The organism is Streptomyces sp. NPDC058371 (assembly GCF_042723265.1).
Classification (GTDB): domain Bacteria; phylum Actinomycetota; class Actinomycetes; order Streptomycetales; family Streptomycetaceae; genus Streptomyces.
Window position 1 is genome coordinate 109,599 of record NZ_JBHXJC010000016.1, and the last position, 23,811, is coordinate 133,409.

Annotated in this window: 26 protein-coding genes and 1 tRNA gene; 8 read left to right on the forward strand and 19 right to left on the reverse strand. The window is 71.6% G+C overall.

Annotation, left to right across the window (positions count from 1 at the left end):
• Positions 1–18: 18 nt before the first annotated feature.
• Both ACFWM2_RS34005 and ACFWM2_RS34010 read right to left on the reverse strand, forming a co-directional pair.
• Entirely contained in the window at positions 19–2,559 is a 2,541-nt protein-coding gene (locus tag ACFWM2_RS34005) for an MFS transporter (RefSeq protein WP_383287970.1), read from the reverse strand.
• 13 nt (positions 2,560–2,572) lie between these two features.
• Positions 2,573–3,079, reverse strand: a complete 507-nt coding sequence (locus ACFWM2_RS34010; RefSeq protein ID WP_383287972.1) for a MarR family winged helix-turn-helix transcriptional regulator — start codon at positions 3,077–3,079, stop codon at positions 2,573–2,575.
• Positions 3,080–3,376: 297 nt separating this feature from the next.
• Between ACFWM2_RS34010 and ACFWM2_RS34015 the strand changes: the two genes are divergently transcribed.
• The gene (locus ACFWM2_RS34015; RefSeq protein WP_383287974.1) at positions 3,377–3,574 is read left to right on the forward strand and encodes a hypothetical protein; all 198 of its coding nucleotides are present in this window, start codon (positions 3,377–3,379) and stop codon (positions 3,572–3,574) included.
• Positions 3,575–3,599: 25 nt separating this feature from the next.
• On the opposite strand, the gene ACFWM2_RS34020 is transcribed toward ACFWM2_RS34015, so the two are convergent.
• The 9 genes from ACFWM2_RS34020 to ACFWM2_RS34060 all read right to left on the reverse strand — a co-directional run bounded on the left by ACFWM2_RS34020 (position 3,600) and on the right by ACFWM2_RS34060 (position 9,711).
• Positions 3,600–4,391, reverse strand: coding sequence for a hypothetical protein (locus ACFWM2_RS34020; RefSeq protein ID WP_383287976.1), 792 nt, complete (start codon positions 4,389–4,391; stop codon positions 3,600–3,602).
• Positions 4,392–4,429: 38 nt separating this feature from the next.
• Positions 4,430–5,317 (reverse strand): RNA polymerase sigma factor SigF, encoded by an 888-nt coding sequence (locus ACFWM2_RS34025; RefSeq protein ID WP_383287978.1) that lies wholly within the window; start codon positions 5,315–5,317, stop codon positions 4,430–4,432.
• Positions 5,318–5,561: 244 nt separating this feature from the next.
• On the reverse strand, positions 5,562–6,560 hold the full coding sequence (locus tag ACFWM2_RS34030) for a SigB/SigF/SigG family RNA polymerase sigma factor (protein WP_383287980.1): 999 nt from the start codon (positions 6,558–6,560) through the stop codon (positions 5,562–5,564).
• A 202-nt stretch (positions 6,561–6,762) separates the two neighbouring features.
• Positions 6,763–7,056, reverse strand: coding sequence for a Dabb family protein (locus ACFWM2_RS34035; protein ID WP_383287982.1), 294 nt, complete (start codon positions 7,054–7,056; stop codon positions 6,763–6,765).
• Between the two features lie 59 nt (positions 7,057–7,115).
• A complete protein-coding gene (locus ACFWM2_RS34040) occupies positions 7,116–7,295 on the reverse strand; it encodes a hypothetical protein (RefSeq protein WP_383287984.1) in 180 nt (59 codons plus the stop codon).
• 690 nt (positions 7,296–7,985) lie between these two features.
• Positions 7,986–8,070: transfer RNA gene (locus ACFWM2_RS34045), tRNA-Ser, on the reverse strand.
• Between the two features lie 62 nt (positions 8,071–8,132).
• Positions 8,133–8,564, reverse strand: coding sequence for a tRNA adenosine(34) deaminase TadA (tadA, locus tag ACFWM2_RS34050; protein WP_383288161.1), 432 nt, complete (start codon positions 8,562–8,564; stop codon positions 8,133–8,135).
• A 189-nt stretch (positions 8,565–8,753) separates the two neighbouring features.
• Positions 8,754–9,302 carry a hypothetical protein gene (locus ACFWM2_RS34055; RefSeq protein ID WP_383288164.1) on the reverse strand — a complete coding sequence of 183 codons (549 nt, stop codon included), beginning with the start codon at positions 9,300–9,302 and terminating at the stop codon, positions 8,754–8,756.
• Positions 9,303–9,528: 226 nt separating this feature from the next.
• The gene (locus tag ACFWM2_RS34060; protein ID WP_383288167.1) at positions 9,529–9,711 is read right to left on the reverse strand and encodes a hypothetical protein; all 183 of its coding nucleotides are present in this window, start codon (positions 9,709–9,711) and stop codon (positions 9,529–9,531) included.
• Between the two features lie 172 nt (positions 9,712–9,883).
• Between ACFWM2_RS34060 and upp the strand changes: the two genes are divergently transcribed.
• The gene (gene upp / locus ACFWM2_RS34065) at positions 9,884–10,519 is read left to right on the forward strand and encodes a uracil phosphoribosyltransferase (protein WP_383287986.1); all 636 of its coding nucleotides are present in this window, start codon (positions 9,884–9,886) and stop codon (positions 10,517–10,519) included.
• Between the two features lie 12 nt (positions 10,520–10,531).
• Here upp and ACFWM2_RS34070 read toward each other — a convergent pair whose 3' ends face one another.
• Together ACFWM2_RS34070 and ACFWM2_RS34075 are read right to left on the reverse strand one after the other, a co-directional pair.
• The gene (locus ACFWM2_RS34070) at positions 10,532–11,191 is read right to left on the reverse strand and encodes a LytR C-terminal domain-containing protein (RefSeq protein WP_383287987.1); all 660 of its coding nucleotides are present in this window, start codon (positions 11,189–11,191) and stop codon (positions 10,532–10,534) included.
• Between the two features lie 98 nt (positions 11,192–11,289).
• Entirely contained in the window at positions 11,290–11,586 is a 297-nt protein-coding gene (locus ACFWM2_RS34075; RefSeq protein WP_003999914.1) for a type II toxin-antitoxin system VapB family antitoxin, read from the reverse strand.
• A gap of 160 nt (positions 11,587–11,746) precedes the next feature.
• On the opposite strand from ACFWM2_RS34075, the gene ACFWM2_RS34080 reads away from it, so the two are divergent.
• Positions 11,747–13,363 carry a helicase HerA-like domain-containing protein gene (locus tag ACFWM2_RS34080; RefSeq protein ID WP_383287990.1) on the forward strand — a complete coding sequence of 539 codons (1,617 nt, stop codon included), beginning with the start codon at positions 11,747–11,749 and terminating at the stop codon, positions 13,361–13,363.
• 51 nt (positions 13,364–13,414) lie between these two features.
• Here the strand turns inward: ACFWM2_RS34080 and ACFWM2_RS34085 are convergent, their stop codons facing one another.
• The 4 genes from ACFWM2_RS34085 to ACFWM2_RS34100 form a co-directional block, all read right to left on the reverse strand.
• On the reverse strand, positions 13,415–13,561 hold the full coding sequence (locus ACFWM2_RS34085) for a hypothetical protein (protein WP_383287992.1): 147 nt from the start codon (positions 13,559–13,561) through the stop codon (positions 13,415–13,417).
• Between the two features lie 75 nt (positions 13,562–13,636).
• Complete coding sequence (locus ACFWM2_RS34090; protein WP_383287994.1) at positions 13,637–14,023, reverse strand: hypothetical protein; 387 nt, start codon at positions 14,021–14,023, stop codon at positions 13,637–13,639.
• Between the two features lie 101 nt (positions 14,024–14,124).
• On the reverse strand, positions 14,125–14,808 hold the full coding sequence (locus ACFWM2_RS34095) for an HdeD family acid-resistance protein (RefSeq protein WP_383287996.1): 684 nt from the start codon (positions 14,806–14,808) through the stop codon (positions 14,125–14,127).
• 97 nt (positions 14,809–14,905) lie between these two features.
• The gene (locus ACFWM2_RS34100) at positions 14,906–15,496 is read right to left on the reverse strand and encodes an HhH-GPD-type base excision DNA repair protein (RefSeq protein ID WP_383287998.1); all 591 of its coding nucleotides are present in this window, start codon (positions 15,494–15,496) and stop codon (positions 14,906–14,908) included.
• A 154-nt stretch (positions 15,497–15,650) separates the two neighbouring features.
• On the opposite strand from ACFWM2_RS34100, the gene ACFWM2_RS34105 reads away from it, so the two are divergent.
• The 5 genes from ACFWM2_RS34105 (at position 15,651) to ACFWM2_RS34125 (ending at position 22,497) form a co-directional block, all read left to right on the forward strand.
• On the forward strand, positions 15,651–17,789 hold the full coding sequence (locus ACFWM2_RS34105) for a penicillin acylase family protein (RefSeq protein ID WP_383288000.1): 2,139 nt from the start codon (positions 15,651–15,653) through the stop codon (positions 17,787–17,789).
• Positions 17,779–18,405: a GNAT family N-acetyltransferase gene (locus ACFWM2_RS34110; RefSeq protein ID WP_383288002.1), complete on the forward strand. Its 627-nt coding sequence runs from the start codon at positions 17,779–17,781 to the stop codon at positions 18,403–18,405. Before ACFWM2_RS34105 ends, ACFWM2_RS34110 begins: the two co-directional genes overlap by 11 nt.
• A 9-nt stretch (positions 18,406–18,414) precedes the next feature.
• Complete coding sequence (locus tag ACFWM2_RS34115; RefSeq protein ID WP_383288004.1) at positions 18,415–18,894, forward strand: cupin domain-containing protein; 480 nt, start codon at positions 18,415–18,417, stop codon at positions 18,892–18,894.
• Positions 18,891–19,703, forward strand: coding sequence for an SDR family NAD(P)-dependent oxidoreductase (locus ACFWM2_RS34120; RefSeq protein WP_383288006.1), 813 nt, complete (start codon positions 18,891–18,893; stop codon positions 19,701–19,703). The genes ACFWM2_RS34115 and ACFWM2_RS34120 overlap by 4 nt, the downstream gene beginning before the upstream one ends.
• Positions 19,704–20,364: 661 nt before the next feature.
• Positions 20,365–22,497 (forward strand): copper resistance CopC/CopD family protein, encoded by a 2,133-nt coding sequence (locus tag ACFWM2_RS34125; protein ID WP_383288170.1) that lies wholly within the window; start codon positions 20,365–20,367, stop codon positions 22,495–22,497.
• 43 nt (positions 22,498–22,540) lie between these two features.
• Here the strand turns inward: ACFWM2_RS34125 and ACFWM2_RS34130 are convergent, their stop codons facing one another.
• Entirely contained in the window at positions 22,541–23,419 is an 879-nt protein-coding gene (locus ACFWM2_RS34130) for a DUF72 domain-containing protein (protein ID WP_383288008.1), read from the reverse strand.
• A gap of 183 nt (positions 23,420–23,602) precedes the next feature.
• Positions 23,603–23,803, reverse strand: a complete 201-nt coding sequence (locus ACFWM2_RS34135) for a hypothetical protein (protein WP_383288010.1) — start codon at positions 23,801–23,803, stop codon at positions 23,603–23,605.
• Positions 23,804–23,811: the final 8 nt, after the last annotated feature.

Consider the following 23,811-nt stretch of genomic DNA (forward strand, 5'->3'; position numbering starts at 1 on the left):
CACGGGCCGGGGTCCGAACTACTCGCCGGGGTGGGCGAGTTCGATGTCGTGGCCGTCGGCGCCGCGGCCGTCGACCGTCAGCGAGGTGGCCACCGGCGGGTAGCCCGTCGCGATGACGGTGTACTCGCCGCTGTCCAGGTCGGTGAAGGCGTACGCGCCGTCCGACCCGGTCCGGGCCGTGCCGACCACGTTGCCGGCCGCGTCGACCAGCGTGACCCGCGCGTCGCCGAGCGGGCCGCCCGGTGCCCGTACGACACCCTGGACCTGGGCGCCCGAGCTGAGCTCGACCTCGACCCGGGTGACGCCGGTGCCGCCGACCTCGACGGGCAGTGCCATCGGCCGGTGCCCGGCCGCGTTCACCGCGACGGTCACGGAGCCGGGGACCAGCTCGGCGAAGGTGAACTCGCCCTGCGCACCGGTGGTTCCGGTGGCCAGCACATCGCCGCGCACGTCGGTCACGATGACCATGGCGTCCTTGACCGGGGCGCCGGTCTCGGCGGCGCGAACGACACCGTTCAGCCCGCTCGTGCCGCTCAGCAGGATGTCGTAGGCGAGCGGCTCGCCGTTCACGACGATTGTCGAGGCCTGCGGCTGGAAGCCGTCGGCGGAGGCGATCAGGACGTACGAGCCCGCGCCCGGCGCGTCCACCGCGTAGGCGCCGTCGGCCTGCGCGACCGACCGGCCCAACTGCCGTCCCGCGAGCGAGATCAGCGTGACCGCGGCCCGCGGTACGGGCGCGCTCTCGGCACCGCGGACATGGCCGCGTACCGCGATTCCACCGGACATCGGTGCGGTCTCCCTCTCCACAGTGGCGACGGCCGCACGTGGCTGCGTGCCGTCGGGGCCGGACTCGGCACCCGTCTCGGAGACGGCCCAGCTGGGGACCTTCTCCTCGGCGACCGGGGCGGCGACCGGGGCGGCGGCCGGGGCGGCGGCGGCCGGGGCCGCGGCCTCGGCGTTTGCCTCGGCGGCCTGCGCCAGGCCGCCCGAGGTCCGCAGCGGGACCTCCTTGATGAAGATCGTCACCAGGAAGGCGAGCAGCGCCAGCGGTGCGGCGATCAGGAACACGTCCGCGATGCCGTGGCCGTACGCGCTCTCCATCACGGTGCGCAGCGGCGCGGGCAGCGTGTCCATGTCGGGGATGGAGCTGCTGGAGCTCGAACTCGCCGCCGCGGCCGCGTACTTGGGGTCGAGGTGGACGAGCCCGTCCTTGGCGTAGTCGGTGATCCGGTTGGCCATGACCGCGCCGAGCGCGGAGACGCCGACGGCACCGCCGAGGGACCGGAAGAAGGTCACCGTGGAGCTGGCCGAGCCGAGGTCGGCCGGGGCCACCTGGTTCTGCGTGCACAGCACCAGGTTCTGCATCATCATGCCGATGCCGAGGCCCATCAGCGCCATGAAGATCGCGATGTGCCAGTACGGGGTGTCGTAGCGGATGGTGCCGAGCAGACCCAGACCCGCGCTCACCAGGACACCGCCGGCGAGCAGCCATGCCTTCCAGCGGCCGGTCTTGGTGATGACCTGGCCGGAGACCGTCGAGGAGAGGAACAGACCGGCGATCATCGGGATGGTCATCACGCCCGACATCGTCGGGGACTTGTCGCGGGCCAGCTGGAAGTACTGGCTGAAGAAGACCGTGCCGGTGAACATCGCGACACCCACGAAGAGCGAGGCGAGCGACGACAGGGTGATGGTCCGGTTGCGGAACAGCCGCAGCGGGATGATCGGTTCGCGGGCCTTGGACTCGACGAGGATGAAGAGCAGACCGAGGACGACGGATCCGCCGACCATCGCGTACGTCTGCCACGAGACCCAGTCGTACTTGTCACCGGCGAAGGTGACCCAGACCAGCAGCAGCGAGACGGCGGCGGAGATGAAGAACGCGCCGCCCCAGTCGACCTTCACGTCCCGCTTCACGACGGGCAGGTGCAGGGTCTTCTGCAGCACGATCAGGGCGATCACCGCGAACGGCACACCGACGTAGAAGCACCAGCGCCAGCCGAGCCACGAGGTGTCGGTGATGACACCGCCGAGCAGCGGGCCGCCGACGGTCGCGACGGCGAAGGTCGCGCCGAGGTAGCCGGAGTAACGGCCGCGCTCCCGCGGGGAGATCATCGCCGCCATGACGATCTGTGCCAGGGCGGAGAGACCGCCGACGCCGATGCCCTGGACGACCCGGACGGCGATCAGCATGCCCGAGTTCTGCGAGAGACCCGCGACCACAGAGCCCAGAACGTAGATGATCAGGGCTATCTGGACGAGAGCCTTCTTGCTGTACAGGTCGGAGAGCTTGCCCCACAGGGGCGTGCTCGCGGTCATGGCCAGCAGCGAGGCGGTGACGACCCAGGTGTAGGCGGACTGGCCGCCGCCCAGGTCGCCGATGATCTCGGGGAGTGCGTTGGTGACGATCGTCGACGACAGGATCGCGACGAACATGCCGAGCAGAAGCCCGGAGAGGGCTTCCATGATCTGCCGGTGCGTCATCGGAGCGCTGCCGCCGGAGGTCCCACCCCCGTGCTTGGCGTGAGCCCGCACACCGGCTGGTGTGGTCGTTGCCATGGGCTTCCTTTTCTTACGTGCTTGATGCGGGTGTACGGGTGGTCAGTTCTGTCGCGTACGAGTGCGGGGGCGCGGGCCGCTGCGGTGCGGAACGGCAGTCGCCGAAGCTCTCCCGCAGCCGGGCCATGAGCTCGATGAGCAGGCCGACCTCGTCGTCGGACCAGTGGCTCAGCCGGTCGGCCAGGAGCCGCGACGTGCGCAGGGAGAGCTCGTCCAGCTGGTCCTGCCCCGCGGCGGTGAGCCGCAGGATGCGGGAGCGCTTGTCGGCGGGGTCGGGGGACCGTTCGATCCAGTCCCGGGCCGCGACGTGCGCCACATGGCGGCTGGTCACCGACATGTCCACGGACAGCAGCTCGGCGAGCCGGCTCATCCGCATGTCGCCGTGCTGTCCGAGGAGCGTCAGTACGGCGGCGGCTCCCGCCGGGCAGTCCTGCGGCAGGATCCGCCCCATGTCCCTCTTCACGGCACCGATGGCACTGAGCTGACGAGCCAGTTCCTCGTACTGCGCCTGCCCGGCCATCCACCCTCCCGTATTCGTTGCTTTGGGCAACCATAAAATCAGTTGGTTGCCACAGGCAAACTAAGAAGCGAATGAGAGCCCTAAAAACTTGGCAAAGGCAAGCATTGGCAAACGTAAACCCGCAGGTGGGGTGGGGCGATGGCGCCCGGGGAGGGTCCGGGGGCCCGCTCGGCGAGCGGGGCGGCCGTCCATGGGCCTGCCCGACGCCGGGCGGCGAGGCCGTTCGGGGCGGACGGAGGCGCGGGAGCGGAGCCCCGCACTTGGGCAACCGTCATGCGTTCGCTAGGGTCCTGCCCCATGGCAAACACCCAGGGCCCCGAGGGCAACTACGACCCCGCGGGTAGCACCCAGATGTTCCGAGCGTTCGTCGACGAGGCGCCTCAGGGCCGGCAGCAGCAGGCCGCCGCCCCCGCCGGGCCCCGCGTCGGCCTGATCATCGGCGTCGTAGTCGCCCTGGCGGTCGTGGCCGCCGTGGCCTGGCTCGCACTCTCGTAAGAGGGCGTCGGCCAGGCGGCGCGGGCTACTTCCACTGGACGGACACGTCCCGCGTCTCGATGTGCATGCCCAGCGGCACCCGCCACGCGTCGACGCACACCGTCCAGGTCCTGTCCTTCGTGGCGCCGGCGGCGATCGGCGCGGGCAGGTCCTCGGTGGACTCGATCGTCGCCCAGTCGATCCCGAGCGCCCCGATGATGTGCGTCCCGAAGGTCACCCTGCCCGAACGCACCGCCGTACCGCCGGTGTTGCGGAACGAGACGGTGACCTCCTCGCACCACCGCTTGTCGGTGGCGGCCCGCTCGGGCTCGCCCACGCTCAGTGCGGCGGGGCCGGCCGAGGGGTGCGCCGGGGCGCCGGTCGCCGTACCGCCGCCGGAACCTCCGCTCGTACCACCGGAGTTGCCGCTCCCGGCGGAGGGCGACCGGGTGGCCGACGCACCGCCGCTCGTGGCGTCTCCGCCGTCCCCGCCCCCGTCGGCTGCGGCGCCTCCGGACGTCGCCCCCGAGCCTGACGCCAGGCCTGCGCCGGGTCCCGGGGTCGGCTCCCGCGACCCCGAACTCCCGCTCCTGGAAGCCTTCTTGGTGGCGGACGCGCCGGCGGAGCCGCCCCCGTCCAGCGGTGCCAGCGAGACATCTCCGGTCGGGGCCACCACCGCTCCGGACGCCCGGGGCGTGCCCCCGGCGGCGCCGACCGCGACATAGCCGCCCCCGCCGCCACCGCTTCCGCACGCGGCCAGCGCGGTACCCAGACAGACGACGGCCGCCGAGGCACCCAGCAGGGCACCCCGGCGACCATGTACCAACCGTCGACGCATCGCGCCAGTGTGGCTGACGATCCGTCAATTATGAACCCTCAGTCGGAGATGAGGCCTTCCCGCAGCTGGGCGAGGGTTCGGGTGAGCAGCCGGGAGACGTGCATCTGCGAGATGCCGACCTCCTCGCCGATCTGCGACTGGGTCATGTTCGCGAAGAAGCGCAGCATGATGATGCGGCGCTCGCGGGGCGGGAGCTTGGCCAGCAGCGGCTTGAGCGACTCGCGGTACTCGACGCCCTCCAGGGACGGGTCCTCGTAGCCGAGGCGGTCCGCGAGGGAGCCCTCACCGCCGTCGTCCTCGGGGGCCGGGGAGTCGAGCGAGGACGCCGTGTACGCGTTGCCGACCGCCAGGCCGTCGACCACGTCCTCCTCGGACACGCCCAGGACCACGGCGAGTTCGGCGACGGTGGGCGAGCGGTCCAGCTTCTGGGAGAGCTCGTCGCTGGCCTTGGTGAGGGCCAGTCGCAGTTCCTGGAGGCGGCGCGGGACGCGGACGGACCACGAGGTGTCGCGGAAGAACCGCTTGATCTCGCCGACGACCGTCGGCATCGCGAACGTCGGGAATTCCACGCCGCGTTCGCAGTCGAAGCGGTCGATCGCCTTGATCAGGCCGATGGTGCCGACCTGGACGATGTCCTCCATCGGCTCGTTGCGGGAGCGGAAGCGGGCGGCCGCGTACCGGACGAGCGGGAGGTTCAGCTCGATGAGGGTGTCGCGTACGTAGCCGCGCTCCGGGCTGTTCTCGTCCAGTGCGGCGAGCCGCAGGAACAGGGAGCGGGACAGGGTGCGTGTGTCGATGGCTCCCGAGGCCGGGAGGGCCGGGACGGCTTCCTGGTCCGGGAGAGCCGGGACGTTGTGAAGCGCGTCGGGCGCGGATTCGCTCTTCGTGAGCGTGAGCACCTTCGAGCTGCCCTGGTCTGCGGACATGCCACCCCCTTTGGGTCGCGGACGGTCGCGGCGGACGCTCCCGTCGGAGGAACGCAGCCTCCACCTGAATACCGGAGGCGGGGCCGCGGCAAACGCGCTTCCGAGAGAATGTCACATGTCGGCAACACGCTGTAGTGACATGTCGACATGGAGCAGCCTAATCGGCCCTGGAAAAAGGGGGTCTGACGGTTTTTCAGCGCTGAACTGTCGGAAAAGTAGCCACTGAGCGATTAGCTCTCATCGGTTACGCCTCGATCCTGTTTGCGGATCGAAGACGCGCGAAGCTTCGGGCGAGCAGCCTTGACACATGCATCTGGGAGACACCCAGTTCGGCGCTGATCTGCGACTGCGTCAGGTTGCTGTAGTAGCGCAGCAGCAGGATCCGCTGCTCGCGCTCGGGCAGCTGTACGAGCAGATGCCGTACGAGGTCGCGGTGTTCGACCCCGTCGAGCGCGGGGTCCTCGTAGCCGAGCCGGTCGAGCAGGCCCGGCAGCCCGTCGCCCTCCTGGGCGGCCTCCAGGGAGGTCGCGTGATAGGAGCGGCCCGCCTCGATGCAGGACAGCACGTCCTCCTCGGTGATGCGCAGCCGCTCGGCGATCTCGGCGGTGGTGGGGGAGCGTCCGAAGGCGGTGGTCAGATCCTCGGTCGCGCCGTTCACCTGCACCCACAGCTCGTGGAGCCGGCGCGGGACGTGGACCGTACGGACGTTGTCGCGGAAGTACCGCTTGATCTCGCCGACGACGGTCGGCATCGCGAAGGTCGGGAACTGCACGCCCCGGTCGGGGTCGAAGCGGTCGATGGCGTTGATCAGGCCGATGGTGCCGACCTGGACCACGTCCTCCATCGGCTCGTTGCGACTGCGGAAGCGGGCGGCCGCGTACCGCACGAGCGGAAGGTTCGCCTCGATGAGCGCACCGCGCACCCGGCCGTGCTCGGGGCTGCCCGGCTCCAGGTTCTTGAGCTGCCCGAAGAGCACCTGGGTGAGCGCCCGGGTGTCGGCGCCCCGACGCTTCTCGGGGGCGGGCGCGGACGGCTGGGCGGGAGTGGACGGGGTCGCGGGGGTGGTCGGCGTCGCGAGCGTGGAGGGCTGGGCCTGGGCGGAGACGGGGGGCTGGACGGAGGCGGAGGGCTGGACGGGGGTGGAGGGCTGTTCCTGGGAGGGCCCCGGCTGGGGCCGGGCCAAGGTCTCGGCCTGCGTCTGAGCCGGGGCTTCCTCCTGGGGTGGCGCAGTACTGGCCGACACGGTCAACGCCACCTCTTCATCCGTCAACGATCCGTCGACGTATCCGTCAACTCATCCGTCAAAAGCGGTCATAGCATCACAAGACATGTGCACTGTGTGCAAGCACCGCATAACACCGTGTTGACGGTCAGTTGGGGCATTTGACGCAAAAGGGCCCTCCGCCGGTTGCGGCGAAGGGCTTCGGAAGAGGGTGGCTGGAGGCTCAGAACGGGTAGTCGGCGATCACCCACGTGGCGAACTCCCGCCACAGGGCGACACCCGCCTGGTGAGCCGGGTGTTCCAGGTACCGCTTCAGCGCATCCGCGTCCTCGACCGCCGAGTTGATCGCGAAGTCGTACGCGATGGGCCGGTCGGTGATGTTCCAGTCGCACTCCCAGAACGTCAGCTCCGGGATCTGTCCGCCGAGCGCGCGGAAGGCCGCGACCCCCTCGACGACGCGCGGGTCGTCGCGCTGGACGCCCTCGTTGAGCTTGAAGAGGACCAGATGGCGGATCACGGGCGCTCCCAGGGGTACACGACGGGCGGCCGCCCAGCTCCGGGGTCTGCTTCCGGGCTCTAGTTCTTGGCTCCGTCGGCGATCCACGTCATGAAGTCGCCGACGGCCTGAGCGGCATTCGAAATGCCCTCGAACCCTATCTGGACGTAGTCCGCGGCCTTGGCCGGGTCCGTGATGATCACATAGAGCGCGAAGACCACGAGTACGTAGACGGCGATCTTCTTCGAATTCACCGCCACCGCGGCCTCCCCTGTGCCTGCTGTGTCCGCTGCGCCCGCGTGGGCCCCCTGTTGCCGGCGGTGAGTGTATCCCGGCCAGGTGTTCGGGCACCCGAAAAAGATCACGTATCCGCCGCCTCCTCACCTCGTCATCAGGGACCAACGGCCCGGCGATCGAGGCCCTTTGCCGGACCGATCGGGCCGGCGCGGGCGGCAGGATGGAAGTGAGCCCGGGCGGATCCGTCAGGAACCCCCGGGCCGGGACGGGCCCGACTGCGTGGTCCGCGTCGCAGCTTCCCCCAGAAGACGGCGCGGACTTGAGGGCCCGGACCTCGTCGGGGGAAGCGGCTGTCCCCCCGTATGCCGCTTCCCCCGACGCCTTGTGGGTGCGAGAAGAGCCCCGGTGCCGAGCGGCGCCGGGGCTCTATGCAGTCGTAGAGCCGGGGCTCGCGTCCGTCGGAGGGCTGGGCTCGCGTCCGTCGGAGGGCCGGGACGCGGTTGCCGTCGTATGGACGGGACGCGGTTGCCGTCGTATGGACGGGAGGCGTTGCCGTCGTATGGACGGGAGGCGTTGCCGTCGTACGGACGGGACGCGTTGCCGTCGTACCGTCCGGGCTTGTCGCCGTCGTACGGTCCGGGCTTGTTGCCGGAGTGCGGTCGGAGCCGGAGCAGCAGGAAGGGCCCGGTTCAAAGAACCGGGCCCTTCTCCAGCGGTAGCGGAGGGATTTGAACCCTCGGTGACTTGCGCCACACTCGCTTTCGAGGCGAGCTCCTTCGGCCGCTCGGACACGCTACCGAGGGAGACTTTACCCCACGGTGGGCCGTGCTCCGAAATCCGTTTCCGCGGGCCTCAGGAGGTCAGCGGGCGCGGAAGAAATCGGTGAGCAGCCGGGCGCTCTCGGCCGCGAGAACACCCTCGATCACCTCGGGCCGGTGGTTCAGACGACGGTCGCGTACGACGTCCCAGAGGGAGCCGGCCGCGCCCGCCTTCTCGTCGCGCGCGCCGTAGACGACCCGGTCCACCCGGGACTGCACGAGCGCGCCCGCGCACATCGTGCAGGGCTCCAGGGTGACGACGAGCGTGCAGCCCGACAGCCGCCAGGCGCCGAGCTCGGCGGCGGCCCGGCGGATCGCGAGGACCTCGGCGTGCGCCGTCGGATCGCCGGTGGCCTCGCGTTCGTTGTGCCCGGCCGCGAGCACCGTCGTACCGTCCGGGGACAGCACGACGGCGCCGACGGGAACATCCCCGCCCCGGACGGCCGACCGGGCCTCGTCCAGGGCGAGTCGCATCGCGCCCCGCCAGCGGTCGCGTACCGGATCCGCCGGGTCCCCCGGATCGGGCTGGGACGTCTCGTCTGTGCTGCTCACCCGGGGAACCTAGCGGACGGGACCGGCGGACGGGGCTGCCGGCGGGGTTGGTGGACGGGGCGACGGACCGAACCGGTGGACCGACCCGGCGGACTCGACTATCGGACCGGACTAGCGGACGGTCTCCAGGACCTCCGCGGCCCCCAGGGCATCGGCGATCGTGTTGAGCGCGTCGCCTTCACCGAGGGCGAGTAGTTCCTTCTCGCTGACGCCCAGGTCGGCCAGGACCTCGCGGTCCCCTACCGGACTGTGCGGCACGGCCTCACCGGAGGTGACGTCCTCGTCCTCGTCCTCGTCGGAGTCCGCTTCGTTGTCGGGTTCACCGTCCTCCGTACCGTCGAGATCGAGGGAGTCCAGGTCCGGGACGTCGTCGTCGGGCTCCCTTCCGAGCAGTTCGTCCGTGAGCAGGATCTCGCCGTACGAGCTGCGGGCTGCGGCTGCGGCGTCCGAGACGTAGATACGAGGGTCCTCCTCGCCGTCCACGCGGACGACACCGAACCACCCGTCCTCCTGCTCGATGAACACGAGAACCGTGTCGTCGTCGACCGAGGCCTCGCGGGCCAGGTCGGTCAGATCCGACAGGGTCTCCACATCGTCGAGCTCTGTGTCGCTCGCTTCCCACCCGTCTTCGGTGCGCGCGAGCAGTGCGGCGAAGTACACCGTGACTCTCCCACTGGTCATAGGTGTGCCGGTTGGGGGTCCCCCCGGCGGAGGCTGTGGGCGGGAGCGCTGCTGCCAGCCCCACCCACTCGGAATCGTGGCAGAAACAGAGCGTTCAGGGGACGTCTTCGGCCTGCTGTGTCTGCCTCTTTTGATCGCTGACAGCGGGATCGTACGCGGCTCACGGCGCCGTATCCGCACGTGACCGCTCCCGGACGGGCCGCGGCTACCAGCGGAAGGTGCGCATGCGCATGGCGTGACGCAGGCGAGCGGCTTTGGCGCGGCGGGGCTGGACTCGCTCGCGCAACTCGCGCGCCTCGGTCAGCTCGCGCAGGAACTGCGCGCGGCGCCTCCTGCGCTCGGCCTCGGTCTCCCGCTGCACCAGGGAGTCGTCGTCCCGCTCCGGCATAGGTACACCACCCCAGATCCGTCCCTCCCACTTTCCCCCTGATGAGGGGTTTGATGCCAGCGCACGGGTGAGCGCGGGGCCGGAGAGTTTGCGGGGGCGCGGCGGGGCGGGGCGACGGTCGGTACGGGCGCGGGCAGCGGGCGCCGGGGAAAGCCCGGTTACTGTTGTGGGCATGCGTCTCCACGTCGTCGACCACCCCCTGGTCGCCCATAAGCTCACCACGCTGCGCGACCGCCGCACCGACTCCCCGACCTTCCGGCGGCTCGCCGACGAGCTGGTCACCCTGCTCGCCTACGAGGCCACGCGGGACGTGCGGACGGAGCAGGTCGACATCGTGACCCCGGTCGCGTCCACCACGGGCGTCAAGCTGTCCCACCCGCGCCCGCTGGTCGTGCCGATCCTGCGGGCCGGGCTCGGCATGCTCGACGGCATGATGCGACTGCTGCCGACCGCCGAGGTGGGCTTCCTGGGCATGGTGCGCGACGAGGAGACGCTCGAGGCGTCCACGTACGCGACCCGCATGCCGGACGACCTCTCCGGGCGCCAGGTGTACGTCCTCGACCCGATGCTGGCCACCGGCGGCACCCTCGTCGCGGCGATCCGTGAGCTCATCAAGCGCGGCGCGGACGATGTGACGGCCGTGGTCCTGCTCGCCGCCCCGGAGGGCGTCGAGATCATGGAGCGCGACCTCGCGGGCACGCCGGTCACCGTCGTCACGGCGTCGGTCGACGAGCGGCTCAACGAGCACGGCTACATCGTCCCGGGACTGGGAGACGCCGGGGACCGCATGTACGGAGCGGCCGAGTAGGCCCTCCTCGCGTCAGCAGGTCTTCTTCGTGGCGGAGGGCGTCGGCTGGGGCTTGGCCAGGACGGCCAGGGCCTTCTCGGCGTCCTCCTTCGTCGTCAGCTCCTTGAAGCCGGCGCCGAGGATGAGGTCGACCTCGGTGGTCTTGTCCCGGCCGTCGGTCTTCACTTCCGCGCCGGAGAGCTGGGTGTTGAGCACCGGCAGCGCGGCCGCGTAGGCGGCCTTCGCGCCGAGCAGTATCCCGGGGCCGTCGACCTTCTTGTCGTACGTGTCCGTCGCGTTGCCCACGTCGCCGATGTGGAAGCCGCGCTTCTTCAGCTCGTCCGCGGTCTCCTTGGCCAGCCCGCTGCGGGGCGTCGCGTTCAGGACGTTGACGGTGATCTGGTCCGGCTTGGGCAGTGATCCGGCCGCCGCGGACTCGGTGGACGTCGTGGCCGACGGGCTCGCCCTGGTCGCGCAGGCGGCCTTCGAACCCGCCGCCGTGGCCTTGTCGCCGCCGCCCGTGAAGACGTCGATGAGCTGCAGGGTTCCCCAGCCGATCAACCCCAGCGCGGCGGTGGACGCGATCACGAGGAACACCAGCCTGCGGCGCCCCCGGGGTCGGCGCATCCGCGGGTATTTGTCCCCCGTGATCCGGTACTGGCCGCCCATGCCTGGGGGAGTCAGCATGCTCATGAGCGCAGCGTAGTGCGACTTGGCGACGATAACTACTAAATGATCATTGCCCGGGGCTCAGTCCAACCCAAAAGGGTCAACGGACGGGTGGTCGAGCCTCAGTCCAGCTCGAGTACGCGGGCGTGGAGCACCTGGCGCTGCTGGAGCGCGGCCCGGACCGCGCGGTGCAGTCCGTCCTCCAGATACAGGTCGCCTTGCCACTTCACGACGTGCGCGAAGAGGTCGCCGTAGAAGGTGGAGTCCTCGGCGAGGAGCGTCTCCAGATCCAGCTGGCCCTTGGTCGTCACGAGCTGATCGAGGCGGACCGGGCGCGGCGCGACGTCCGCCCACTGCCGGGTGCTTTCCCGGCCGTGGTCGGGGTACGGCCGGCCGTTTCCGATGCGCTTGAAGATCACACGGAAAGCCTACCGGTCAAGACCTTCCGGGCGCAGCCATGGCGACGGAGTGCGACGCTGGAAAAGACGTCGCATATACGGGCAAACCGGTTACTGTCCGTGGTTCCCAGGAACCCGCCGGGGACGCTCGAACGGGGACAACCGGGAACAGGGGCCTGACATGAGTGACAGCGAGACCGAGTCGGCGGCGTCCCCGGCAAGCGCACCCGAAGGAGTGGGCGGGACTCCCGCGCGGCCTGCGGAAGTCCAGGAGATCGCCGCCGGATACGCGTTCTCCGGCCCCGCCCTCGATCTCGGCGCCCTGCTCTGGGACGGACAGTGCCTGCCGGACGTACAGATCCGCATTCCGCTGCCCGTGCTCAACCGCCACGGACTGGTCGCGGGCGCCACCGGCACCGGCAAGACGAAGACCCTCCAGCTCGTCGCGGAGCAGCTCTCCGCCCAGGGCGTTCCGGTGTTCCTCGCGGACATCAAGGGCGACGTGTCGGGCGTCTCCGCGCCCGGCGAGGCCGGTGCGAAGGTCCAGGAGCGCGCGCGGGACGTGCGCCAGGAGTGGACGGCGACCGGTTTCCCCGCGGAGTTCTACGCGCTGGGCGGCATGGGGCACGGGATCCCCGTACGCGCCACCGTCACCAGCTTCGGCCCGGTGCTGCTGTCCAAGGTGCTCCAGCTCAACCAGACCCAGGAGCAGTCCCTCGGCCTGATCTTCCACTACGCCGACCAGAAGGGCCTGGAGCTGGTCGACCTGAAGGATCTGCGCGCGGTCGTCACCTTCCTGACGTCCGACGAGGGCAAGCAGGAGCTGAAGGGGATCGGCGGGCTCTCGTCCGCCACGGCGGGCGTGATCCTGCGGTCCCTCACCACGTTCGAAGCGCAGGGCATGAGCCCCTTCTTCGGGGAGCCGGAGTTCGACACCAGCGAGCTGTTGCGGACCGCGTCGGACGGCCGCGGCACGGTCTCCGTCCTGGAGCTGCCCGAGGTCCAGGACAAGCCGCAGCTCTTCTCGACGTTCCTGATGTGGCTGCTCGCCGACCTGTTCCACGACCTTCCCGAGGTCGGCGACGTGGACAAGCCGAAGCTGGTCTTCTTCTTCGACGAGGCGCACCTGCTCTTCAACGACGCCTCGAAGGCGTTCCTCGACTCCATCACGCAGACCGTCCGGCTCATTCGCTCGAAAGGGGTCGGCGTCTTCTTCGTGACGCAGACCCCGAAGGACGTACCGGCCGATGTGCTCGGCCAGCTCGGCAACCGGGTGCAGCACGCGCTGCGCGCCTTCACCCCCGACGACCAGAAGGCCCTGAAGGCCACGGTGAAGACCTTCCCGAACTCCGCGTACGACCTGGAGGAGGTCCTCACCGGCCTCGGCACCGGCGAGGCCGTGATCACCGTCCTCAGCGAGAAGGGCGCGCCGACGCCGGTCGCGGCGACGCGGCTGCGGGCGCCGGAGTCGCTGATGGGGCCGGTGGATCCGGCGGCCCTGGACCAGGCGGTGAAGGCCTCCTCCCTGTACGCGCGGTACGCGGAGGCGGTGGACCGCGAGTCGGCGTACGAGAAGCTCACCGCCCGCGAGCAGGCGGATCAGGCGCTGGCCGCGCAGGAGGCCGCGCGAACCGCGGAGAAGGCCCCGCCCCGGCAGAGCCGGCAGGCCAAGGGGGACGGCTCGGTGGTCGAGCAGGTGGTCGGCAGCGGCATCTTCAAGTCCCTGGCCCGTTCGGTGGGCACGCAGATCGGGCGGGAGATCACGCGCTCGATCTTCGGGACGGCACGGCGCCGGTAGCCCTCCGCCGCACGGGCGGCCGCCCCCGTTCGGGGACGGCCGCCCGCATGTTCAGTCGCGCCCCTGCTTCTTCGGAGGCGGCGTCTCCTCCCGTTGCTCGGCCGGTCCGGGGCGGGGTTCCGCCTTCGGTTTGGGCGCGTTGCGTACGCCCTCCGCGCGCAGCAGTGCCTGGAGGACCGCGTAGGGGTCGTTGGCCATGGCTGTGTCCTGTCCTGAGTCCTTGAATGCGTGACTTCGAATGCGTGACTTCGCTGATGAGGCGGGCCGGGCCACTCAGCAGCGCAGGACCACGCAGCGCAGGACGTGCAGGGCAAGGGGGGACAGCGGCGGTGACGGTACGGGGAGGGGGTGGGCGGCCGGCTCCCGGTGCGCGGTGTCCGGGGCGGGCGCGGGGCGCAGCGGGGCGAGCGGCCGGTGTCCCTGCCGGACCGGCGGGCGCAGGGCCGTGTCGAGTACGTCGTGCTCGGCGCCGCCCGTCTCGGCGGCGCCGGCGACGGGGACGGCGGCGAGCGACTCGGAGTGCGGACCCGCCGCCAGCAGCGCGACGACCAGCAGGACGAGGAAACGCAGCCAGGCGGCCCTGGAGACACGGCCGCGAGCCCCTCCCCGCGCCCGCACGCACTGGCGCAGCGGGTGCGGTGGACGCGGGGTGGGGCTCATGAGACGTCATGTCCCCATCGGGAGCGGGGTTTTCATCGGTCGGCCACGAGATCCGCCCTCTTGGCGTACGGGCCGGGCGTGCGGTTGACGGATCGGGACCGTCAGACGGCGTGCGGGATGTGCTGTGCGCGTCCGTGGATCCGGACCGCGGTGATGATCTCGGTGATGCCGACCGCGAGGAGCCAGCAGCCGCCGACGACGGCCAGTACGGCGACCGACTCGAACGGGGAGACGATCAGCACGACTCCGGCGAAGAAGCTGATGACGCCGAGGAACATCTGCCAGCCGCGGGCCGGAACGTTCGGGTCGGACGCGGCGGCCAGCGTCTGCGTGATGCCGCGGAACAGCCAGCCGATGCCGATCCACAGGGCCAGCAGCAGAATCGACTGCATCGCTCCGCGGAAGCAGAACAGGCCCAGCAGGATCGACAGCACGCCGCTGATGAACGCCATGACCCGCAGCGAGGTCGCGGCATGCGTCCCGAAGGCGGAGACGAGTTGCAGCACCCCGCTGACGAGCAGATAGAGCCCGAAGAGCACGCCGGCCGCGAACAGGGTCGCCTTCGGCCAGGCCAGGACCAGGATCCCCAGGACCAGCGCGGCGATCCCGGCGACCAGGACGGCCTGCCAGGCGGCGCGGGAGAGGAAGTGCAGGGGGCCCTCGAAGCCCCCGAGGCCCTCGGAACGGTCCGGGCCGGCGGGGTGGTCGCCTCGCGGGTCCCGGGACGCGTGGACGCGCCGGTCGTCGTACTCCGGACCCTGTGAGCCGTTCGGTACCTCGGTCATGTCTCATGGTCCGACCGGGCGCGCGGGATCTGCCACCCGGGACGGGCCAGGCGACTGACGCGGGCCTCGGCCCGGGTCGGTGACGTCTGCGTGCCGGCTACTTGCCGGCCTTGGCCGCCTTCGCCGCCGCCTTCATCTCCTGCTTGTGCGCCCGCACCTTCGCCAGCGACTCGGGACCGGTGATGTCGGCGACGGACCGGTACGCCTTCGGCTCCCCGTACGCTCCCGCGGCCTCGCGCCAGCCCTTGGGGCGTACGTCGAGCTGTTTGCCCAGGAGGGCGAGGAAGATCTGCGCCTTCTGGGTTCCGAACCCGGGCAGGTCCTTCAGCCGGCGCAGGAGTTCCTCGCCGGTCGCGGCGTCCCGCCAGACGGCGCTCGCGTCACCGCCGTAGTGCTCCACGAGGTACTGGCAGAGCTGCTGGATCCGTTTGGCCATCGAGCCCGGGTAGCGGTGCACGGCCGGCTTGTCGGAGAGCAGCGCCGCGAAGGCCTCGGGGTCGTACGCCGCGATCTCGTGCGCGTCGAGGTCGTCCCGTCCCAGCCGCCGGGCGACGGTGTACGGGCCCGCGAACGCCCACTCCATCGGAACCTGCTGGTCCAGCAGCATCCCCACGAGCGCGGCGAGCGGACTGCGGCCCAGCAGCTCGTCCGCTTCCGGCTGCTGGGCGAGGTGAAGAGTGGCGTCCATGCCTCGATGATCGCCCGCACGCGCGCGTGCCGCCTCTTCGGGCTCCATGGGCGTTGCCCCTCTTCCTTTTCGGGCTCCACGCGCGTGGCCCCGTGCGTACCGTTCCGTCGCAATAAGTTAGGTTAGCCTAACCTGAAATGAGTGGGGGTGGACCGTGACCACCGAGATCTACCGTGACGCCTGGGGCATCCCCCATCTGCGGGCGGACAGCCCGCGCGAACTCGCCCATGCCCAGGGCCGGATCACCGCGGTGGACCGGGCCTGGCAGCTGGAGGTCGAGCGGCATCGCGCGCAGGGCACCTCGGCCGCGTTCCTCGGCGCCGCGTCCCTCGACTGGGACCTCTTCGTGCGCCGCGCCCGCCTCGACGACACCTCCAGACGTTGTTTCGCGGCCCTGGAGGAACGGGACCCGGAGACGGCCGACTGGCTCCGGGCGTACGTCGACGGAGTCAACGCGGGCCTGGCCGAAGGCGCCCGCCGCGCCCCCGAGTTCGCGGCAGCCCGGCTCGCCCCCGGCCGCTGGGAGCCGTGGACCCCGCTGGGCGTCTGGCTGAGCGCTCACATCCTGTTCGTGGGTTTCCCCGCCAAGTTGTGGCGCGAGGAGGTCGTGCGGCGGCTCGGCCCCGACGCGGTCGGGCTCTTCGCCACCGACGGGCCCGGCACGGTCGGCAGCAACGGCTGGCTCGTCACCGGCGAGCGCACCAGCACCGGCCGGCCGGTCATCGCGGGCGACCCCCACCGCTTCATCGAGGACCCCGGCGTCTACCAGCAGATCCACCTCGCCTGCCCCGAGTTCGACGTCGTCGGCCTCGCCGTCCCCGGCGTCCCGGGCATCGCCCACTTCGCCCACACCGGCACGGTCGCCTGGGCCATCACCAACGCGATGGCCGACTACCAGGACCTCTACCGCGAACGCCTGCGGCGCACCACGGACGGCGTCGAGGCCCTCGGCCCGGACGGCGTTTGGCGGCCGGCGATCCGCCACACCGAGACCGTCGAGGTGGCCGACACGGAGCCCGTCGAGGTCGAGGTGATCGAGACGGAACGGGGGCCGGTGGTCATCGGGGAGCCCGGTGCCGTCATCGGTGGGTCCGGTGGCGTCATCGGGGAGCCCGGTGGCGCCGGGGAGGAGGCGGGCATCAGCCTCCGGTATCCGCCCCGGGTCACCCATGACCTCGGCTTCGGTGCGCTGTTGCCGCTGCTGCGCGCCCGCACGGTGGCCGACGTGGACCGGGCGCTCGACCGGTGGGCCGAGCCCGTGAACGTCGTCCAGGCCGCCGACACCGAAGGCGGGCTGCTGCACCGGGTCGCCGGCAAGGTGCCGGTGCGCCACGCGGACAACCGGACCCGCGTGGTGCCCGCCTGGGTGCCCGGCCACGAGTGGCGCGGCTGGCACGAGATGCCGTACGGCACTATCGACGACGGCATCGCCGTGATGGCCAACCAGCGCGCCGCGTCGGCCCCGCTCGGCGTCGAGTTCGCCCCGCCGCACCGAGCCGCCCGCATCCGCACCCTGCTCACCGCTCAGGAGACCTGGTCCGCGCCGGAGATGGCGGCCGTCCACATGGACACCCATCTCGCCTCCGCGGCACCCCTGTTGGCCCGCCTCGACGCCCTCGACGTGCAGGCGCTGAGTCCCCGGGCCGCCGCCGTACGGGCCCGACTCCTGTCCTGGAACCGGCACATGGACGCCGACAGCACCGACGCGACGGTGTACGCGGCGGTGCGCGGCGCGGTCGTACGACGGCTCGCGGCGCACCCCGCCCTGGCGTGTCTGACCGACCCGCCCGCGTACCCGGAGATCTTCCTCCCCTGGCTCGCCCTCACCCCACGCGTCGGTTACGCCCTGGAAAACCTGCTGGGTGCACGGGAGTTGTACGGCATCGACCGTGCCGCGATCGTGCGGGAAGCCGTCGAGGAGGTGGCCGCAGGCGCTGGGGACGGCATGCGGGATTCGACCTGGGGAGACACGCATCGCCTCGCACCGTGGCGCGCGCTCGCCTCGGCCCCGTACGACGAACCGGGTCTGTCCGGGGACCACGACTGCGTGCTGTGCACCTCGGCCGTCCCCGGGGTGACGGACCGCGCCGCGCGGGGCCCGGCCGCCCGTTACGTATGGGACCTCGCCCGCCGTGACGACAGCCTCTGGGTCGTCCCGCTCGGCGCCTCGGGCATCCCCGGCTCGCCCCACCACCGCGACCAACTCCCCTTGTGGCTCAAGGGAGATCTCGCCCTGGTCGGCACCGACTGGAGCCTGCTGCACCCGCTGACGAAGGAGAACGATGACCACTGAGCCGTACGCCGCTGCCCGCGAAGCCGTCCACGAGCAGTCCATCGACGGCTTCGGCACCGTCCGCATCCTGCCCCTGGACCCGCACGCCGACCTGGACGTCGTGCACGGCTGGGTCACCGGGGAACGCGCCGTCTTCTGGGGCATGAACGGGTTCACCAAGGAGCAGGTCCTGGAGACGTACGTTCATCTGGACACGCTCGACACCCACCACGCCTTCCTCGCCGTCATGGACGGCGAACCGGCCGCGCTCCTGCAGACGTACGAGCCGGCGGCCGACCGGGTGAGCGAGTGCTACGAGGTCGAGCCGGGCGACATCGGTATCCACGTGCTGATCGGGCCGGCCGGACCCGGCGGGCCGCGGCCCGGTTTCTCCGCCGCGCTGCTGACCGCGTTCACGGTGTACGTGCTGACCGGCCAGGACCGCCGGCGGGTGGTGGTCGACCCCGACGAGCGCAACGAGAAGGCGATCGCCCGTTTCGTCCGGCACGGTTTCGAGCCCGGGCCGCTGGTCGTCCTGCCCGAAATCGTTCTCCCCGACGTCCATCTGCCCGAGAAGCGCGCCCGACTCGCCTTTCTCACCAGGCAGACGGCCCCTGCCCCGGCCTCGGCTCAGTAGCCTGGCCGGATGACGCCCGAAGATCTCGTCGCCCATTACGGACTGGAGCCGATCCCCCAGGAAGGGGGCCTCTTCCGGCAGACGTGGGCGGGCCCCGAGCGGGCCGACGGCCGCCCCGAGGGAACCGCGATCGTCGCCCTGCTCACCTCCGCTCCCGGCGACTTCTCGGCCCTGCACCGGCTGCCGACGGACGAGGTCTGGCACTTCTACCTCGGCGATCCGCTGGACATGCTGCTGCTCGCCCCGGACGGCAGCGCGCGCACGGTCGTCCTGGGGCCCGATGTGCTCGGCGGCCAGCACCCGCAGTACACCGTCCCCGCCGGCACCTGGATGGGCGCGCGGGTCGCCGGGGACGGGTCCTGGACGTTCTTCGGTTGCACGATGGCCCCCGGATTCACCTACGAGGGCTACGAGCACGGCGACCGCGCCGAGCTGACCGCCCGCTACCCCGCCGAGGAGGCGCGGATCACCGCGCTGAGCCGCCCTTGACCGCCGCCGAGGGTCTCCTCGCCGGCCAAGTGGCCCTGGTGACCGGCGCCTCGGGAGGGATCGGGCGCGGGATCGCGCTGCGGTTCGCCCGGGCCGGCGCGGCGGTCGCCGTCCACCACCGCACCGGGTCCGCCGCCGCCGACGAAGTGGTCGCCGAGGCACGGGACCTGGGCGTCGAGGCCGTCGCTCTGCGAGCCGATCTGACGGACGAGGACGCCTGCGGGCGGCTGGTCCGGGAGGCGGCGGAGTGGGGGCGGGGGCTGGGACTCCGGCACGGCGCGGGTTCGGCGGGCGGTGCCGGGCTGACCGCCCTGGTCAACAACGCGGGCGTCCAGCCCACTCAGGCGTTGCCCGGTATGTCCCTGGCCGACTGGAAGGCCGTCGTCGACACCAACCTGTCGAGCGTCTTCGCCTGTACGCAGGCCGCCGCGGAGGTCATGAGCGCGGGTGGCGGTGGCAGCGTCACGCACATCGCCTCCATCGAGGCGACCCACCCCGCGCCTCTGCACGCCCACTACTCCGCCGCCAAAGCGGCCGTCGTCATGCACGCACGTTCGGCGGCCCTGGAGTACGGCCCGCACGGCATCCGCGTCAACACCGTCTCGCCCGGCCTGATCGACCGCGAGGGCCTGGCCGAGGCCTGGCCGGAGGGCGTACGACGCTGGCAACAGGCGGTCCCCACCGGCCGCCTGGGCCGCCCCGAGGACGTGGGCGACGCCTGCGTGTTCCTCGCCTCCCCGCTGGCGTCGTGGGTCACCGGCCACGACCTGGTGGTGGATGGCGGGGTGTCGGCACGGCCGACCTGGTAGGCCGGCCCGACCGCCGGTGACCTCGCCCGTGCGTCGTGGGGAGGTCGTCCTGGCCGTCCTGCTCGGCTGCGGTGAGGTCCGCCTGCTACGCCGGTGACCTCGCCCGTGCGTCGTGGGGAGACCGCCCTGCTCGGCCCCGGTGAGGCTCGCCCGCTCGGCCCGGTGAGTGCGCGACCGCGCACGTCCGTATGTATCCGCACGCAGCCGCGCGCCGGCACCACCGGACGTCCGGGACACCCCCGGACACGCGGAAGTACGGACGCGGCACCATACGGATACACGGATGACCCGGGCGCCGGCCGGCGGCGCCCGGCCATCGGATGCCCGGATACGGAGACGCGACGTGGGCCCACGGCGAGAAGAAGGACACGATGGCGGACGAGGCGGAGGGCGGGGCGCGACTGTCGCCGGGTCACGACGCGGACGCTGGGCCGGAGCGGTTGCCGGGTCGCGAGGCGGTCGGCGGGGCGCGACTGTCGCCAGTTCATCGCGCGGACGGTGGGCCGGGTCGTGGCGCGGACGGTGGGCCGGAGGAGTCGCCGGGTCGCGAACCGGTCGGTGGGGCGGCGATGTCGGCGAATCGCGAGCCGGACGACGGGCTGCGGCGGTCGCCGGATCCCGGGGCGGACGAGGCCCTGGCGGGCGGGTCGTTCACGGCGTGGTGCTGCTGGGCGCCGTGCTGGTCCTGCTCGTCCTCGGCGGCGCGGGCCCGGCGTCCGCGCACGCCGCCCTCAGCGGCACCGACCCCCGGGACGGAACCGTCCTCAAGTCGGCCCCACGCCACGTCACCCTGACCTTCACCGAGTCCGTCGGTCTGCTCGACGACTCCTTCCGCGTCCTCGACCCCGAGAACCGGCGCGTCCACACCGGAGAGGCCGGACACGCGGGGGGCCGTTCCGAGACGGCCAGGGTGACCCTGCCGCGTGATCTGGGCACCGGCACCTTCACGGTGGCCTGGCGGGTCGTGTCGGCGGACAGCCACCCCGTCTCCGGCGCCTTCACCTTCTCCGTCGGCAAGCCCTCCGCGACCAGCGTCGTCCTGCCGTCCGACGCCTCCGGGAACACGGCCGCCGGCACGCTCTACGACGCCGCGCGCTACTTCGCGTACGCCGCCGTGGCCCTGCTGATCGGAGCGGCCACCTTCGCCGTGGTCACCGGCGTCGCCCCGGTCCGCACCCTGCTGCTGGCCGGCTGGTGGACGCTGCTCCTCTCCACCGTCGCCCTGCTGCTGCTCCGCGGTCCGTACGAGCAGGGCAGCGGTCTTTCGACGGCCCTGGACCCGTCGGCCCTGGCGACCACGCTGACCGGGCGGCCGGGGGTGGCGCTGCTGGCCAGGCTGGTCCTGCTGGCCGCGGTGGCCCTGCTGCCGATGCGGATTCCTGCGCGGCTGCTCGAAGACGGCGATGAAGCCGTACGCGGGGGCGAAGCGGACGCCGATGCCGGGGCCGGAGCCGGAGCCGGAGCCGGCGGCGACGTCGCGAGCGGCGGTGAACCCGGGCCGGTCGGTGACGATCTCCCGCAGACCGGAACCGGAAAGGCAGACGCTTCCGACCCGGCGGAGGACTCCACCCCGACCAAGGACGCCACCCCTGCGGAGATCTTCAGCCCCCCAAGGGGCGTGCTCGTCGCGGGCGGTGTGCTGGCCGTCTCCCTGACGACGACCTGGGCCGCCGCCGAACACGCCTCGGCCGGGATCCAGGTCCCCGTGGCGATGGTCTCCGCCGTACTGCACCTGCTGTCGATGGCGGTCTGGCTGGGCGGCCTCGCGGCCCTGCTCACCGCTCTCCAGCGGGCCCCCGAGAGCCTGCCCGCCACCGCCGTCGCCCGCTTCTCCCGCCTCGCGTTCATCGCGGTCGCCGTACTGGTCGCCACCGGCGTCTACCAGTCCTGGCGCGGCCTGGGCTCCTGGGACGCCCTCACTTCGACGTCGTACGGCCGGATCCTGATCGCCAAACTGGCGGCGGTCCTGCTCGTCCTCGCGGCGGCGGCGTACTCACGACGCTGGACGGCACGTCTGCTGACGACAGCACGTCAGGTGACGACGGCACGTCTGGCGACGACGGCGGACCGTACGATCCCGGCGCCCGCGCGGCTGCCCGAGCGCGTGGGTGCCCCGGCCGCCCTCGGCGACGAGTCCGACGACGTACGGGCGGACTCCGACGACGTACGGGCGGACTCCGACGACGTACGGGCGGATGGTGAACGGCGGGACGGTGAACGGCCGGACGGCGTACGACCGGACGGCGTACGGCCGGACGCGGGTGCGGCCCTGCCCGAGGGGTCGCCCGATCCGGGAACGTACCGCCGTGCCCTGCGCCGCTCCGTGCTGGCGGAGGTGACGATCGGGATCGTGGTCCTGGTGATCACCACCGTGCTCACCGGGACCCAGCCGGGCCGCGCCGCCACGGAGGCGAAGGCGGCGTCGGCCTCGTCGGCCTCGTCGGCCGATCAGTCCGTCGGCTCGACGACCTTGATCCCGTTCGACGTGGGGACGCCGGGCGGGCACGGCAAGGTGCAGATCGATCTGGCGCCGGGGCGGGTCGGCGAGAACACGGTCCAGGCCGTGATCATCGGTCCCGACGGCGGGATCGCCACCGTCCCCGAGCTGCGCCTCAACTTCACGCTGGCCAAGGAGAAGATCGGCCCGCTCGACGCGAACGTCACCAACAGGGGCGGCTACTGGGGCGCGGACAGCGTCAACCTGCCGCTGCCCGGAACCTGGACGATGAAGGTCACGATCCGCACGACCGACATCGACCAGGTCACGGTCTCGAAGACGGTGAAGATCAGGTAGTACGGGGCGAGACGGGGCGGTGGGCCGGCGCAGGGCGACGGGCTCACCGCACGACAAGGGTCCTCTCGGTGACGAGCAGGTTCCGCATGGCCTCGGCGGCCCGGACGGCCGCGTCGGCACAGCAGTTGTTGAACAGCACGTGGACCTGCCGGGCCCGCTCGGCGGCACGGGCCACCCGGGGCGCCCACTCGGCCAGTTCACCGACGGTGTACTCGTGGCGGAACCGGTCCTCTTTGGTACCGGTCCCCCAGGCCTCGTTCCGCCCGTGGAAGCGGATCATCGCCAACTCGGGCGAGGTGACGGGCAGCACGGGCGGCACGGAGACGTCGAGCGTCTGCACCATGTCGACGGCGACGGCGGCCATCCCCGACTCGGAGAGCAGGGCGGCGGTATCGGCGTACCGCTCCTCCTGCCACCACGCCGGATGCCGGAACTCCACGGCGACGGACCAGCCGGCCGTACGCTCGGCGCACTCCGCGAGGAACCGCTCGGCCCGCTCCCCGGGCGCGAACCACGGCGGAAACTGGAACAGCACCGCCCCCAAGCGCCCCGCCCGCCGCAGCGGTTCGAGCGCCGAACCGAAACGCCCCCACACCTCGTCGAGCACCCCGGCCCCGGGCTCGCCCCGCCCGACCCGGCCCCGTAGATCACCGGGCAGCGCACCGTCCCGCGTCGGATGCCCGGTGAGCAGCGAGAACGCCTTCACGTCAAAGAGAAACCCGTCCGGGGTCCGCTCGCTCCACAGCAGACTGTTCCGCTCGCTGGGGAGGCCGTAGTAGGTGGAGTCCACTTCCACCACGGGAAACCGCCCCGCGTAGTGCCGCAACCGCCCCTCGGCATCCCGCCACCCGGAGGGATACCACCCACTCCCCACCAACTCCCGATCCGTCCACGAACAGGCCCCCACCAGAATCTCGCCCATGGACCCCGGCTACCCACCTGAGCCGGAAACTGTGTCGGCCAACGTCGAAGGGCCCCGCTGCAAGCAGCGGGGCCCTTCGATTTCGTGCCCGGTGAGGCACTGGCGGAGGATAGGGGATTCGAACCCCCTGAGGAGTTGCCCCCAACACGCTTTCCAAATGTTCGTCTGGGGGTCCGGGAGCGATCAGAAGTGTCCTGGCCTGCGGCGCAATGGTGTTGAGGGCAGGTGGCGGGCGGCGCCGAACAGCGGTGAATGAGCCAGACCGGTGCCGGTGCTGAAGACCATTTCGGCGCTACAGGCCGCGTCGGACAGATGGGTCCATCGGCTGCCCGTGGGCCGGCACTCGATGGTGCCGGCGCGTATCGCCTCCCACTCGCGTGCCATGCCGATGA